15 protein-coding genes and 1 pseudogene are annotated in these 12,228 nt (G+C 40.0%); 1 reads left to right on the forward strand and 15 read right to left on the reverse strand.

Annotated elements, in window-relative coordinates; translation table 11 throughout:
- Positions 1 to 2: 2 nt before the first annotated feature.
- The 6 genes from dcm to KGMB01110_RS07105 form a co-directional block, all read right to left on the reverse strand.
- Positions 3 to 1,298, reverse strand: coding sequence for a DNA (cytosine-5-)-methyltransferase (gene dcm / locus KGMB01110_RS07080; RefSeq protein WP_117541906.1), 1,296 nt, complete (start codon positions 1,296 to 1,298; stop codon positions 3 to 5).
- Between the two features lie 71 nt (positions 1,299 to 1,369).
- Entirely contained in the window at positions 1,370 to 1,888 is a 519-nt protein-coding gene (locus KGMB01110_RS07085; protein ID WP_119297914.1) for a hypothetical protein, read from the reverse strand.
- Positions 1,889 to 2,042: 154 nt separating this feature from the next.
- Positions 2,043 to 2,333: a plasmid segregation centromere-binding protein ParR gene (locus KGMB01110_RS07090; RefSeq protein WP_117559065.1), complete on the reverse strand. Its 291-nt coding sequence runs from the start codon at positions 2,331 to 2,333 to the stop codon at positions 2,043 to 2,045.
- Positions 2,330 to 3,238 (reverse strand): ParM/StbA family protein, encoded by a 909-nt coding sequence (locus tag KGMB01110_RS07095; protein WP_170141742.1) that lies wholly within the window; start codon positions 3,236 to 3,238, stop codon positions 2,330 to 2,332. The genes KGMB01110_RS07090 and KGMB01110_RS07095 overlap by 4 nt, the downstream gene beginning before the upstream one ends.
- A 191-nt stretch (positions 3,239 to 3,429) precedes the next feature.
- A complete protein-coding gene (locus KGMB01110_RS07100; RefSeq protein ID WP_004614529.1) occupies positions 3,430 to 3,768 on the reverse strand; it encodes a DUF5720 family protein in 339 nt (112 codons plus the stop codon).
- A gap of 37 nt (positions 3,769 to 3,805) precedes the next feature.
- Positions 3,806 to 4,132 (reverse strand): hypothetical protein, encoded by a 327-nt coding sequence (locus KGMB01110_RS07105; protein WP_243112704.1) that lies wholly within the window; start codon positions 4,130 to 4,132, stop codon positions 3,806 to 3,808.
- 187 nt (positions 4,133 to 4,319) lie between these two features.
- Between KGMB01110_RS07105 and KGMB01110_RS07110 the strand changes: the two genes are divergently transcribed.
- Positions 4,320 to 4,556, forward strand: coding sequence for a helix-turn-helix domain-containing protein (locus KGMB01110_RS07110; protein WP_117559063.1), 237 nt, complete (start codon positions 4,320 to 4,322; stop codon positions 4,554 to 4,556).
- Between the two features lie 535 nt (positions 4,557 to 5,091).
- Here the strand turns inward: KGMB01110_RS07110 and KGMB01110_RS14910 are convergent.
- The 9 genes and pseudogenes from KGMB01110_RS14910 to KGMB01110_RS07160 all read right to left on the reverse strand — a co-directional run bounded on the left by KGMB01110_RS14910 (position 5,092) and on the right by KGMB01110_RS07160 (position 12,228).
- The gene (locus KGMB01110_RS14910) at positions 5,092 to 5,253 is read right to left on the reverse strand and encodes a hypothetical protein (protein WP_156085437.1); all 162 of its coding nucleotides are present in this window, start codon (positions 5,251 to 5,253) and stop codon (positions 5,092 to 5,094) included.
- A 90-nt stretch (positions 5,254 to 5,343) separates the two neighbouring features.
- Positions 5,344 to 6,588 carry an immunoglobulin-like domain-containing protein gene (locus KGMB01110_RS07125; RefSeq protein WP_119297916.1) on the reverse strand — a complete coding sequence of 415 codons (1,245 nt, stop codon included), beginning with the start codon at positions 6,586 to 6,588 and terminating at the stop codon, positions 5,344 to 5,346.
- Between the two features lie 6 nt (positions 6,589 to 6,594).
- Positions 6,595 to 7,272 (reverse strand): type II secretion system F family protein, encoded by a 678-nt coding sequence (locus tag KGMB01110_RS07130; protein ID WP_136626680.1) that lies wholly within the window; start codon positions 7,270 to 7,272, stop codon positions 6,595 to 6,597.
- 34 nt (positions 7,273 to 7,306) lie between these two features.
- Positions 7,307 to 7,666, reverse strand: a pseudogene (locus tag KGMB01110_RS07135) (ATPase, T2SS/T4P/T4SS family); the annotation flags it as partial.
- Between the two features lie 139 nt (positions 7,667 to 7,805).
- Entirely contained in the window at positions 7,806 to 8,102 is a 297-nt protein-coding gene (locus KGMB01110_RS07140; RefSeq protein WP_055151996.1) for a hypothetical protein, read from the reverse strand.
- A gap of 108 nt (positions 8,103 to 8,210) precedes the next feature.
- Positions 8,211 to 8,591 (reverse strand): TnpV protein, encoded by a 381-nt coding sequence (locus KGMB01110_RS07145; RefSeq protein ID WP_055151993.1) that lies wholly within the window; start codon positions 8,589 to 8,591, stop codon positions 8,211 to 8,213.
- 20 nt (positions 8,592 to 8,611) lie between these two features.
- Complete coding sequence (locus KGMB01110_RS07150; RefSeq protein ID WP_055289257.1) at positions 8,612 to 9,019, reverse strand: DUF6262 family protein; 408 nt, start codon at positions 9,017 to 9,019, stop codon at positions 8,612 to 8,614.
- Positions 9,003 to 10,511, reverse strand: coding sequence for a tyrosine-type recombinase/integrase (locus tag KGMB01110_RS07155; RefSeq protein WP_243112706.1), 1,509 nt, complete (start codon positions 10,509 to 10,511; stop codon positions 9,003 to 9,005). Before KGMB01110_RS07155 ends, KGMB01110_RS07150 begins: the two co-directional genes overlap by 17 nt.
- On the reverse strand, positions 10,498 to 12,228 hold the full coding sequence (locus KGMB01110_RS07160) for a tyrosine-type recombinase/integrase (protein ID WP_055289261.1): 1,731 nt from the start codon (positions 12,226 to 12,228) through the stop codon (positions 10,498 to 10,500). Before KGMB01110_RS07160 ends, KGMB01110_RS07155 begins: the two co-directional genes overlap by 14 nt.

The raw sequence follows: 12,228 nt of genomic DNA on the forward strand, positions 1-12,228 counted from the left end.
GCCTAATGGATTCCTTTCTCAGACACTTCCTGTGCGTTGAGTTCGGAGTCTGCCTTTTGTAATAATCTGCCAATTGCCTCGATAACATTGACAGTTACCCCGTTTCCAGCCTGTTTATAAAGCTGTGCGTCAGAAGTGCTGTCTATGATCTTATCAATCTGCCAATCGTAATAACCCTGCAGACGCAAACATTCCCTCGGAACTAACCTTCTTATTCTGCCGTGATACAAGATGCCATGACGATCGGTTGCAGTAATTGTGAACATGGGTTCTTCTGGTTCTTTCATACGTCTGCCATTCTGACGGACATTTTCTTTGGCTGGTGTTAAGACTGCTCTTGCTCCATTCTCTGCTAATACACCGGAACATTCTCCTTTGTGATTATGTATTCCTGATTGTCTGGTATTCAGGCATCTACAATGTTCTGTTACCAATGGTGGTGGAGACAAATCTACAAAATGAAGTGTTCCCTGTTGAACACCTGTAGTCAGGGTGTGTGCGATCTGATGTCCGACTCTTCCTCTCCTGCTGTTGAGATTCGCATAGCCCAGATCAATGCTGTCCCCTTCTCTTGCAAGTTTGTAGCCGAGCTTTGTATTCTCTTTGATTGGAACACCTACATCATATAATCCTGTCTTGCCGCCCATTCCACCTGCCTGTGAGGTCAGGGTACAGCTTAGTCCTTTGGGACTGTAGACTCTTTTCCCTTGACTTCCTGCCCGGATTTGAACAAGAGCTGCTCCATTTGTTTCTGGTTCAGGTAATATTTTTCCGGCACATCTGAAATCAAGATATCCGACAATATACACCCGTTTCCTTGCTTGGGGGACTCCGAAATCCTTGCTGTTAAGCACTTTCCATTCGACATGGTACCCCAGTTGCGAAAGCGTACTGAGGATGGTGCAAAATGTCCGACCCTTGTCATGCGAAAGCAGACCGGGAACATTTTCAAGGATAAAATACTGGGGTCTTTTAGCTTTAAGAAGCCGGGCAATCTCGAAAAAGAGGGTTCCTCTTGCATCTGCAAATCCTTCTCGCTTTCCGGCGATAGAGAATGCCTGGCAAGGAAATCCTGCACAGAGCAGATCAAAATCCGGCATTCGTTCTGGTTCAATTGTTCGTGCATCACTACAATACCACTCCCCTTCTGTGTCAAACAGCAATCGGTAGTTCTTATCCGCATAAGTATCCACCTCGCAGTGTCCGACACAGGTAAATCCCCCTGCACGTCTTAAGCCTTCTCGGAATCCGCCGATTCCGCTAAAGAGATCAAAAAATTGAATGGTTGCGGTTATCAACCTCCTTTGCTGATAAAAACAGGCGGCATGATTTTTCTCATACCGCCTGTTGGTTTCTCTGTGTCTGTTTGTTACCATTCTGTTGGTTCTTCTGCTTTGGTTTCTTCTTCCGGTTGAGTTTCCTCGTCCGGCTCACTTTCTTCTTTCAGTTCGGTTTCCTCGTCCGGTTCGCTTTCCTCGCTCGGTTCGTTTTCTCCTTCCGGTTCGGTTTCCTCGTCCGGTTGAGTCTCCTCTGTTCCAGATTCTCCGGTTGCAGGTTCCGTTTCTTCCATGCTGTCTTTGTTCTGCCATTCGCCTTCTACCTTTTCCAGTGCCTCTTCGATGATCTGAATCAAGAAGTCTTTCTGTTTCATGCCTTTTTTTGCGATGACTGTTTTTAATCTCTGGAATAATTCCTCTGATACCTGTACTGCGATTGTTCTTGCTGTTCCCATGCTCATCTCTCCTTTTCCTGCAAGTCTTTCAAAATGTTCTTCGATGACCTGCTGTATAAATTTCTGTGTGCTGCTTTCTGTCAGTTCAATCTCTTCTCTTACTTTTTCGTGTAAGTCCTTCGGGATCTTTCCGCATATGTTCTTCATCTCTGTCATAGCGTTTCTCCTTTCCGTTTCGCTACACACAACATACTCCAAAGATGCATGGAAAGCTATTCACAATACCTACCAAAGATATCGATGCTGTTTTGTTCCTGCCCCTAGCAGATCCAACAATGTATGTATCGCACAATCATAGGCCTCACCCCCTTTACATATTTTCCATCTGAGACAGGAAATCCATCATCTGGTCCGGGATATCCCCAGCCGGTGGATCTGTTCCAATTTGTTCCGCACCGCCACAAATGTTTAATTCCCGAACACTTTCTTTGATCGTCTTTTGGATGATCTCTTCCATCCACTTCCGGTCCTCTTTTTCCAGAATCGCCTGAACAAGGTACTGGTTTTTCTGTCCTTCCGGAACACACTGGAATTTCTCCCATGCTTTCTGGTGTTCCGGATTTTTCAGGTTTGGACGGAACGAATATACCGGACGTGTCATTTCGCCCACATCTGCTCTACAATCCGTTCATACCCGGCAGCGTTCGCATGGACGTCCTCGATAAAAACAGGGCGGCAAATCGCGTCCTGTGCGGTCACGTGGCGTTTTAAAATCGCAGAACCTCCACCCATAAATACGCTCGGCACTGCCCTGAGATCAAACCCGGATTCCGTTACCGCAGACAGGATTCTTTCGATGTATTTCCGTCCGTTTTCCTGTATGACAACTCTTGCATCTTCTGCCATGCTGCAGGTTTCCCCACGAAGCACACGTTCGATCTGCGTTTCCGTTACAGACAGTCCGGTATTTCTCCGCACCTGTTCTGCAGTCTCATCAATACACCGAATCACACCCAGCTCCAGACTCCTGCAGGTTGCCGCATTCGGAACAGCATTATCCAGTCTCATCAGGTCGACTGTCCAGCCACCAATATCCACCAGAAGAACAGATGGTTCATTCTTCAGGTACTCTGGATGCAGAGCCAGGGCAGAATACCCCTGTGGGAACAGTTTCACATCTTTGATCTGTATCTCATACCATTCACTTTCATATAAAAAGCGCACTGGCTGTTCTTTCCGCAACAGATACTCCCGAAATCCCTGTTTCTCCCTTCCAAAGCTGGACAAAGGCAGTCCAACAGCCAGAATGACTTCCGTCTTTCGTTCTGCTTTCCGATGCTTGATTTCTTCCGCAATCGCAGCCAGCGTCAGCAGATAATAATTATCATTGGACGTTTTATTTTTTACCAGCGTCTGTCTCCCTGTACCGCAGACATAATACTTTCCCCGATACTGCAGAACATTCTGCATCGTATATGGCTCATAATCATACTTGATAATGCCACTGGGAAAAGACACATGTTTTGTCTTGATCGCATAATACCCATGATCAATCCCTACTATCATCACACTCACAACCTTCTTTCATTTTTTCTTGTCTGGCATAATGCCAAAAATCATTTTTTGCTGCAACGGATTGTTGCAAAAGTGTCTGTTTTGAACACTTTTCTAAGTTTCCACGCCCCAAAACCTGCGGAAACTCTGGGGTTCTCATACCGCTGCCGCTTGAGGAACACTCCCTGTTCTTTCCCAGCCGGTTAAAAAATATCCCTCTCCCGGCGGCTGTCCAGCCTGTCCGGGAGAGGGATATATCGCAATGTTCCTTTTTGAACAATGGCCTGTCTTTTTATTTTTATGAGATGTTCTTCCTGCTTTTGTAACATGGCAGAATACTCATCTTCCGTCAAAAATTTCCGGATATAAGCTCCTTTTTTCCCCAGCGTGTTATCTGTTTTTAACATCTCTATTTCTACCATGTAATGGGTATCCGGATGATATCTGGTTTCACATAAAATGCTTTCGCCTTTGATATAATCCGATTTCACCGCCTCCCTTGCCGCCGCTAAAAGTTCATGGATACTTACCTCCACCTGCATCACCTCCTTCAAAAATAGCGAAAGAAAAGCAGACCCCTTAATCGAAGTCTGCCTCTGTTGGATATGGTAATCCTCTTTTTTTATATTTTGAATCAATCATTTTTCGGAGCTTCTCTCTTTTCTCTTTCGTTGGCGCATGCTTTTGAAATTCAACCAGCCATCTTTCTAATCTTCCATCATCATCGATCCACGTATCGTTTTCATATTCCCATTCATCTAATAACTTGATCAGCGCATCCAATGGTTCTTCCACATCATCGCCAAACTCTTTCCATAGATTTATTCCATAACTTTCCAAGCCAAAGAATTCTGTTAAAAATGAAAATCTCTCCATATCCCCCAATGTCATCTTTTTTCTGCCCATCAATAACTCCTGATCCCTGCTGCCACAGTAACTCAAGAAAATCTTTTTTTCTTTCTCACTTTCGGTCATAGATTGTCCCCTTTCAGAAATAATTCTTTATTACGAAACATTATAAATTTTTAACTCATTAGAATCAATATATATGTTTCCAAATAACGAAACTTTTATTTTTTAAGGAGAACGTATTATGCAGAAAATCAGACCAGATATGGATATCGGTAAAAATATTCAATCTCTTAGATACAAAAATAATCTAACGCAAGACCAGGTCATTGCAAAATTGAATCTCATAGGTATTGTCATATCCAAAAGCACTTATGCCAAACTGGAAACAAACCGCATGAACATCAAAGTGTCTGAGTTAGTCGCTCTGGCAAAGATCTTTCATACAGATATCAATGCATTCTTTGATGGTCTGCTGTAACTCGACATTCACCTACTCCCTGTGTATATAATAATCTCTTAAAAAAGAACTAGTCTATATCGTTCTTATCGAATATAAACCAGTTCTTTTTTCTTATCTAACTGAATACACATTCTTTTCTATTCTTTGTGTATCCTATACTTATATATGGCAAAAATCAGACAACAGACACGCTATACACTCTTATGCTACATAATCCAGTTTACTGTCGCTCAATCTTAAACCTACAATATGAATACAAATTCCATAAATTAACCCTGAAAGAAAAATCTTTTCTATAAGTAAATTTGGTCTTAAATGGAATCTGATGGCAATGACACCAGTCTTGTATTTGTTTCATCCTCATGGACTCCCCGTCATCAATTTTCTTTATCAAGCATTGTCTCTTAAAATCATCCATCCCTGTCTTAAAAAATAAATAAAACAGTACATTATAATATCTAATCAACACAATCTCTTCTGCTATTTTTTCCTTTGACCTCATACACATTTTCCACCTTTCACTGTATATTGAGTTTGATTTATACACATATTCTTACGTTATACACTTTATACTCACCCCATAATAGGGGGTTAATATTCCGACCAGAATCAATATCACCTCTACCACTCCGACTCCACTGTCGTCCTTTAATGTCTGCAATAATCTTTTGCCCAGTTCTCTGCACTTGTTTTTGATCTTGTATCCATACCACATATTTTTTCCTCCTGTCTTCAAATCCTGTTCCTTTTTCTCAATATTTGCATCAACATCCATTATCAATTGTCATGAAACTTTCTTCGCACTTCAAATCTGCAGCGAAAGAAATGCCGGAATGATTACCATAACCAGCACGATTGCCAGCATCAGAAACATTGGAAGCAGCAATTTTGTGCCCGCTTCTTCTCCCTGAATCTTCGCCAGAGCCTTTCGCTCTTCAAACGCCTGCATCGCCTCTCTTCGAAGGATTTCTGTCATTCCCTGATTTCCCTTTTGAAGATTCTGCTGAAGCATCATTCCCAACTGCTGATATACCTTTACCTGACACCGCTGCATAAATCGCTCATAGCTTCTCCGTTCCCCTACTCCGCTGTTCATCTCATACCAGGTTTTCTGCATTTCCTCGTATGCATATCTTCCTTCTCCCTTCTTCTGTTTCTGATATTCTTCTACGATCCGCTCCCATGCTGTTCTCACCGTCATTCCTGCCCCGGTGTATAACGTAAGTTTATTGACGATTTCCGGATAATCCAACATCATCTGTCGCTTCCGCTCTTCTTTTCGCTTCTTTTCCTGTTCTTTCTTTTCCAGGATCAGAAGTCCCATGATGACTGCTCCAAGCACCGGAATCGCAATCCATCTTCTTTCCTTTTTCCGTGACCAGATCAGTTTCTTTCCATTGATGTTGTCCGGAAGTTCTACCCAGAGATCCTGTTTCTTTTCCTCGTCTGTTTTTTCCAGAGTCTCCTGCAACAACGCTTCCGCCTGCTCCGATCTGGACAGATCCGGCGGATAAACATGTACCGGAAAGGAGTGACGGATCAGCGTATCCTGATAGTTCAACACCGCGGTCAGCTCTACGATCTTCCCCTCCTCCGGCAGAGCTTCGGCCTTTACTCTTCCGGTCATATCTATCACGGAATAATCATCGCTTTCCCAGCTTACACGAATCGAAGTATCCGGAATCTTTGTGATGAGATCCAGATCCGTTTGGACAAGATCCGGACTTGGATTCTGTTTCAGAATCTTTGTTTCCAGAGCTTCTGCCTCTACTGTCAGAACCTTTTCTGCCTCTTCCGTGCTATAAGCTCTCTCTTGCAATTCGAACTCCAGGATCTCCTTCTGGATCATTTTGCCGTCTTCATCCTGTATTTCTACCTGAAGTTCTTCCTTCTTCTTTCCTTTTCCATAATCATTTCTCCGCACCTTAGAATGCGTTTCATTTTCCGGAAGCACAGTCGATCTCTGATCTGCCAGAAAAACTGCCACAGTCAGCAAAATGATTCCTACAATCCCTACCAGAATCTTCCAATGTTGTCTGCTCAACTTCATTCTTACTCACACCTCGATCTCCGTCATTCTTCTCCCCAGATACCAGGCTCCCACATAACACGCCAGACATCCGCTCATAACAAGAACTCCCAGAAGATTTCCATACAATACCTGAAAGAACTCAGAGAAAGCCAGTCTCATATAAGCAATGATTCCAAACGGAATCACCGTCATGATCCGAAACTCCATTTGTTTCGCCGCTGTGATTGTCTGTATCTCACGGTAGACTTCCAACTTGTCATATAAAATCTTACCAGTCTGTTCCAGTATCCGGATCGGTTCCCCTCCTACGTGACCTGCTGTCAGAAAAACCGAAACAAAGCTGTGTACATCTTCCTGTTCCACTCTCGCCGCAAAACTTCTCAATACCCAGTCCGTTGACAGATTCAGTTCAAACTGATGTACCATATATTCCATTTCTTTGCGGATCCGATCTTCCGGCCCGTACAATGTCCGCAATTCTTTTGCTGTCTCCAACAATGCATTTTCCAGAGAATAACCGGTTCTCAGATCTGCCGTCAGAGTCCGCATAAACTCCTGAAACTGCAGACAGAAAATTCGTTCCTTTTCCTTGCATCTCTTTTTGAGCCAGTCCATAAGATAGATCGTTCCGAATATCGGTGCTCCAAGCAAAAACCAGAACGAATCATAAAACAGCCAGGAAATCACACATAATATCAACACACTCTGAAAGCCCGCCAGACAGAATTCCTTCCGTTCAATATCCTGCAACCAGCAGTTTTTCACACTGGGTAAGGGAATTTTCCTTCACAAGTCTTCCCAGAATCTTTTCATGGTCTCTCCCCTCCTCCCGAAACCGGTATAATGTTTTCAGTAAAATCTGTCCGTCCGCATAATCCAGCACTTCTGAAATTTCCAGTACTTTTCTGCTTTTATCCGGCAATCTCCCCAGATGCACAATAATTTCCAGTGCCGAAGCGATTTGTCTCTGGATCGCTTCCAGCGGAATCTCCATCCCCATCAGTACCATCGTCTCCAGTCGTGCAAGCATATCTGAGGGACTGTTGGCATGACCGGTACTGAGACCACCTGCATGTCCGGTATTATAAGCCTTTATATGGACTCCCTATGTTCCCATCATGCAGAAATACAATAGCTTTACTTAATATACACTGTATATAACGTTATTATCTTGCCATTCCACAGTTGCAAAAAGAAAAGAGCGCCTTTCACAGCCCTCTTTCATATCGACTTTCTCATTCATTTGTCATACTCAACAGTTTTGCAACCAATGTCTCTAAACTTTTTCCCAAAAATGGGACAAAATCTGGTATTGCACCAAATGCCATCCCAATTATTATCATTCGACCACATTCTCTTGCAGATTCCAATGCAAATCCATAACTCAAAACACCTGTCAGAATAAATATAATTGATAAAAAGTAAAGCAAAATATTTCCCAATATCATCGGAATTTTTAATAACCAGTGAATCAATGTCATTACTGCAAGAATTAAATATAAAAACACTTTTATTATGTACTTAACCAACATTTTTAATCCCTCCCTTTTTTATCTTTCCGGACAGCAAGAATCTTGCTATCCGGACTTCCACTTTTTTGCTATCCGGGCTGCAAAATTCTTGCTATCCAATACAGTTCATTATCCTTTCGTGTATATCATTTCCGTCAAAATCATCTCTTCTGCATCATGACAAAGGGTATTCATCCTCCTTGTCCATTCCATGTTGTCTTGCCTTTTTAATTCCTCTGTAATTCCTTCTTTCTCCATCATCTGTTTTACTAATTGTTCTTCTCTATCCCTTGCTTCTGCATCAATCTGATTCAAATGCTCGACAAGTTTTCCTTGTAACAACAATATTTGATATTTTGCCTTTCTGTGTTCCTGTAAATAGCTTTTACGAAGCATCCCATATTTCCCATAAGTTGGTTCGATATCTGTAAGTGCCAATTCTGGCAAATAATAATCACCACATAACATATAAGTAAGTCCATTTTTCTCATCATAAATTTCGTTCTGCATAAAATATTCTCCTTTTCTTCCTATAATTGGTCGTACATCTTCAACAGTGTTCCCTTTTTTATTTGACTATATTTCACCTGTAATTCTTCATATTTTTTCTGAAGACTTTCATATTCGTTTTTCGGAACACTATCGGATAATTTCTGTTCTAAACTCTTAATCCGTGCTTCCTGTGCTTTTGCAATAGCATCACTTTTAGGATTTCGCAATATCATTCCCTGTTGTTTTTCCTTCAATTCCATCATGACCTGTTTCACATTCGGATTATTATAGAAAAAACCTCTAGAAAGTCCTGTTAGTTTTGTAAGTTCAGCAACTGAAATTTTTTTATTTTTTCTATACATTGTTTCAATAGCTGTTATTGCTGTTTCCGTCATTTCCGCACTTTTTTCTTTTGCCAGTGCTACCATTTTATCGTGTTTCTGCATTTTCCTTTTCCCTCCTGTATTGTGCTAATAATTCATTCATTTCATCTCGTACAGCCTTTGTATCCTCCGCTAATGCTTCGTTTCTTAACCGCCGATAATGTGGTATGGTTCGTGTATCCTTATGCCCCAACAGCCTTGCAATGCTATCATCATCTAATTTCATTTCTGTTAGTTTTACTCCAAAAGTATGTCTAAAACGATGTGTACGAAACTCAAAATAATTTCCATTATCATCCCTGATATCATTTTCATAAATCATGATATTTACATGATATTTCAGCATTGAATCTGTATACAATTTTCCATTATCTTGCAGAAAAATATATTCTGAATCTGGATGCTCCTTTTCTGAAACTTCTATTGCTTTTCTAATCAATTCTGCCAGCTGATCGCTAACTGGTCTTTTGTATTTCCTTGTTTTCTGCTGGATAATAGTTATAAAATAATGTCCAGATTTCTCAGATAAGCAATCCCTTCGCAAAGTCAACGTATCCTCTATTCTTGTACCGAGCATCTGATGTATTATTAAACATCTGCCTAACTGGGGCTTTAATTTTGTTAATGCACAATTAAATCTTCTGATTTCTGCATCTGAATACGCTTCTGGTAAAGCGTTGTCATATGCTCTGCAATCACTGGACAGAAAAAGGTTGCATATATTTCCTATTTCCAGTTCACGCCCTATTTCATCCAACAGATTATCCAAAACCGACAGCTCTGTCGTGTAACTGACTGATGTAAGACCGGTATCCGTTTTTATATAAACCAGATAATCTTCTATCATATCCCTGCTAATTTCTGCAAAGTGCTTTACTTCTGGGAATCGATCATACACGAAACTAGCAAACCGACGGAATCCACGCAATTCACCTTTTATACTACCCATTGCTTTTGTCTGGCAGTGGCTATACAATATTTTCTTTATTATCTCTTTAAATTCTTTCTGCCTGATCTCACGAAAATCTAATCTATATCTTCCACGAATCGGATTACTCCTTGGCACAATATCCAACTTTCTCATATCCCATACATCTTTTTCATTTTCTGGAATATCTGCTGTTTTACACTTCACAACATACTCATAATACATTTTCAGAAAAGAAATCTGAGCGCTACTTTGTTGCTCAACATTCCGCCTATCCGGTCTATTTCTTCTAACATACAGCGCCAATCCTTTTTTATATAAAAATGCTTTATAACTTCTCTCCAGTTCTTCCCATTTTTTATCAGTGATGCTGCTACAACTTGTACACTTCTCATTCAGAAATTCTTTCAACAGATCAAATCTGTAAATATCATTTACTACTGTTGATAATGACAAACGTCTACATCTATCATCGATATACCCATAAATCTCATCCTGCATCTTTTCATTATGAATCTCTGATATGTAGTACACCCTGTTTTCCTTCCATTTCAGTCCTGCCAACTGTTTTTCTGTAGCTTGTTGATAACAGTCATACGAAATCAAATTAATATTACCTTTCATCATCTTCTGCTCCTTTCAATTTAAATGACTGATTTTTAGAGAAATATTTATCTTCAGCCGATACAATACGTTCCGGCATGAAATCAATGTACTGTTTTGTCATATTCTCACTTGAATGTCCTAGATAATCTCGTACCCCTTGTATAGAAACCCCATTTCCGTACATTGAAGTTGCAAGGTTATGTCTGTAATCGTGTGCTCTAAAGATATAATCTCCGCAGGCAATCCCACGAACCTTACACTCCCGAATCATCTGATTTGAAAATGTCTGTCCATTAAATGCACCACCCTTTTTATTTTTGAATAAATACTCCCCATTTTTTATTCCGTACTTTTTTTCATAATCATTCACCAGTCCAACCAATAAACTGGGAACAGGAATGACTTTTTCTCTCCGCATTTTGCTTTGATATATGCGCATCCAATTCTCATTGCCTTGTGAATAAAAGGCTCCCGATTTTATTGTGCAAACCTCGCTTTTCCTAATTCCTGTGCAAAACAAAATCAAATACATCAACTGTAAATGCTCTGGGAATGCCGGCAGCTCCTTAATTAGATGAGCAATTGTTTTTTCTGGAACACTTCTTTCATTGTGTTCCGAAAAACCTTTTTTTAAAAATCGTTCCGGATAAAACTTCAACACTTCAATATTTTTCATTTTCAAAAACTGTAGAAATGTATGCATATGTGTGATATATCGGTTAAAAGTGGAATACTTAATATCGGACTCATCCAAAACAGACACATAATCCGCTATATCTTGCATCTCCAGTTCAGTTACTTTCTTACTCTGTCCATCCAGATATTTTAAAAATTGTGAAATAAAACTTATTGTATTTCGGATATTTGATAAAGACAGATCCGATATCCCGACCAAATATTTTGCGTATAATTGTAAATACCAACGATTTTCTTTTTCGTAAATATTAATAAATGAAAGGCTTTTAACAGGTGAACTGGCATTGATTCTCGATTTATCAAACTGAAACCTATCCATATACCAGATACACGCTTGCCAATTTGTCTCTGAATCTGTTAGAAATAACGTTCTTCTCGCAAACTCAACAATCTTAGAAGCCTGTTTTTTTATAATTTCCGACTCTTTGTTTAAATACAGATAAAATCTGTTTTCATCTGCCTGTTCCATTTCTTCAATATCATCTATTCCGTACTTATCGCAAAACCGTATAAGTGCTTTTAATGGTTCTAAAAAATATCTTCGATGTCTTTGTACCTTATCCATATTCAGAATTTCACACAGCAATATTTTTGTCTGTCGCACCAACTGTGATGAATGTATCCTCGTTAAGTCCCATAACAAATCATTCTTATCGACCACCTGACGAAAAGATTGTGCTTTCTTCTTATTGGGGACATACAGCAAAAACAATTTGTCTTGCTTAAAAAACTCCTGTTCTACAGAAAAGGGATTTCCTTGTGAATAGACATCCGGCATATTTTCTATTTTTAAACGATCAAATAAGCTCAGTAATTCCGCTTTATATTTTTCTGAAATATCCTCTTTTTCAAGAGAATCCATATACATTTTTCTCGTTTCATAGTTAATATCTGCAGTACACTGTATATCTGTATACTGGAAAAATTTGTATAACCGGTTATAGTATTTTGCTTCTCCATTCGTAACTAAAGATATTTCTTCCTTTAATTTCTCGGATATTTTTTCCTGATATAACTTCGGAACAATTTTTAATACTGCCAA

This window comes from Mediterraneibacter butyricigenes (assembly GCF_003574295.1).
GTDB lineage: Bacteria > Bacillota > Clostridia > Lachnospirales > Lachnospiraceae > Mediterraneibacter_A > Mediterraneibacter_A butyricigenes.

Excerpts from the sequence above, each read along its gene's own strand:
- KGMB01110_RS07140 (WP_055151996.1), bottom strand. The coding sequence starts at position 8,102 with ATGTTGGTTAAGTACATAATAAAAGTGTTTTTATATTTAATTCTTGCA.
- KGMB01110_RS07090 (WP_117559065.1), bottom strand. The coding sequence starts at position 2,333 with ATGACACGTCCGGTATATTCGTTCCGTCCAAACCTGAAAAATCCGGAA.
- KGMB01110_RS07110 (WP_117559063.1), top strand. The coding sequence starts at position 4,320 with ATGCAGAAAATCAGACCAGATATGGATATCGGTAAAAATATTCAATCT.
- KGMB01110_RS07085 (WP_119297914.1), bottom strand. The coding sequence starts at position 1,888 with ATGACAGAGATGAAGAACATATGCGGAAAGATCCCGAAGGACTTACAC.
- KGMB01110_RS07145 (WP_055151993.1), bottom strand. The coding sequence starts at position 8,591 with ATGCAGAACGAAATTTATGATGAGAAAAATGGACTTACTTATATGTTA.
- KGMB01110_RS07105 (WP_243112704.1), bottom strand. The coding sequence starts at position 4,132 with ATGGGCAGAAAAAAGATGACATTGGGGGATATGGAGAGATTTTCATTT.
- KGMB01110_RS07125 (WP_119297916.1), bottom strand. The coding sequence starts at position 6,588 with ATGAAGTTGAGCAGACAACATTGGAAGATTCTGGTAGGGATTGTAGGA.
- KGMB01110_RS07095 (WP_170141742.1), bottom strand. The coding sequence starts at position 3,238 with ATGATAGTAGGGATTGATCATGGGTATTATGCGATCAAGACAAAACAT.
- KGMB01110_RS07150 (WP_055289257.1), bottom strand. The coding sequence starts at position 9,019 with ATGCAGAAACACGATAAAATGGTAGCACTGGCAAAAGAAAAAAGTGCG.
- KGMB01110_RS07100 (WP_004614529.1), bottom strand. The coding sequence starts at position 3,768 with ATGCAGGTGGAGGTAAGTATCCATGAACTTTTAGCGGCGGCAAGGGAG.
- KGMB01110_RS14910 (WP_156085437.1), bottom strand. The coding sequence starts at position 5,253 with ATGTGGTATGGATACAAGATCAAAAACAAGTGCAGAGAACTGGGCAAA.
- KGMB01110_RS07155 (WP_243112706.1), bottom strand. The coding sequence starts at position 10,511 with ATGATGAAAGGTAATATTAATTTGATTTCGTATGACTGTTATCAACAA.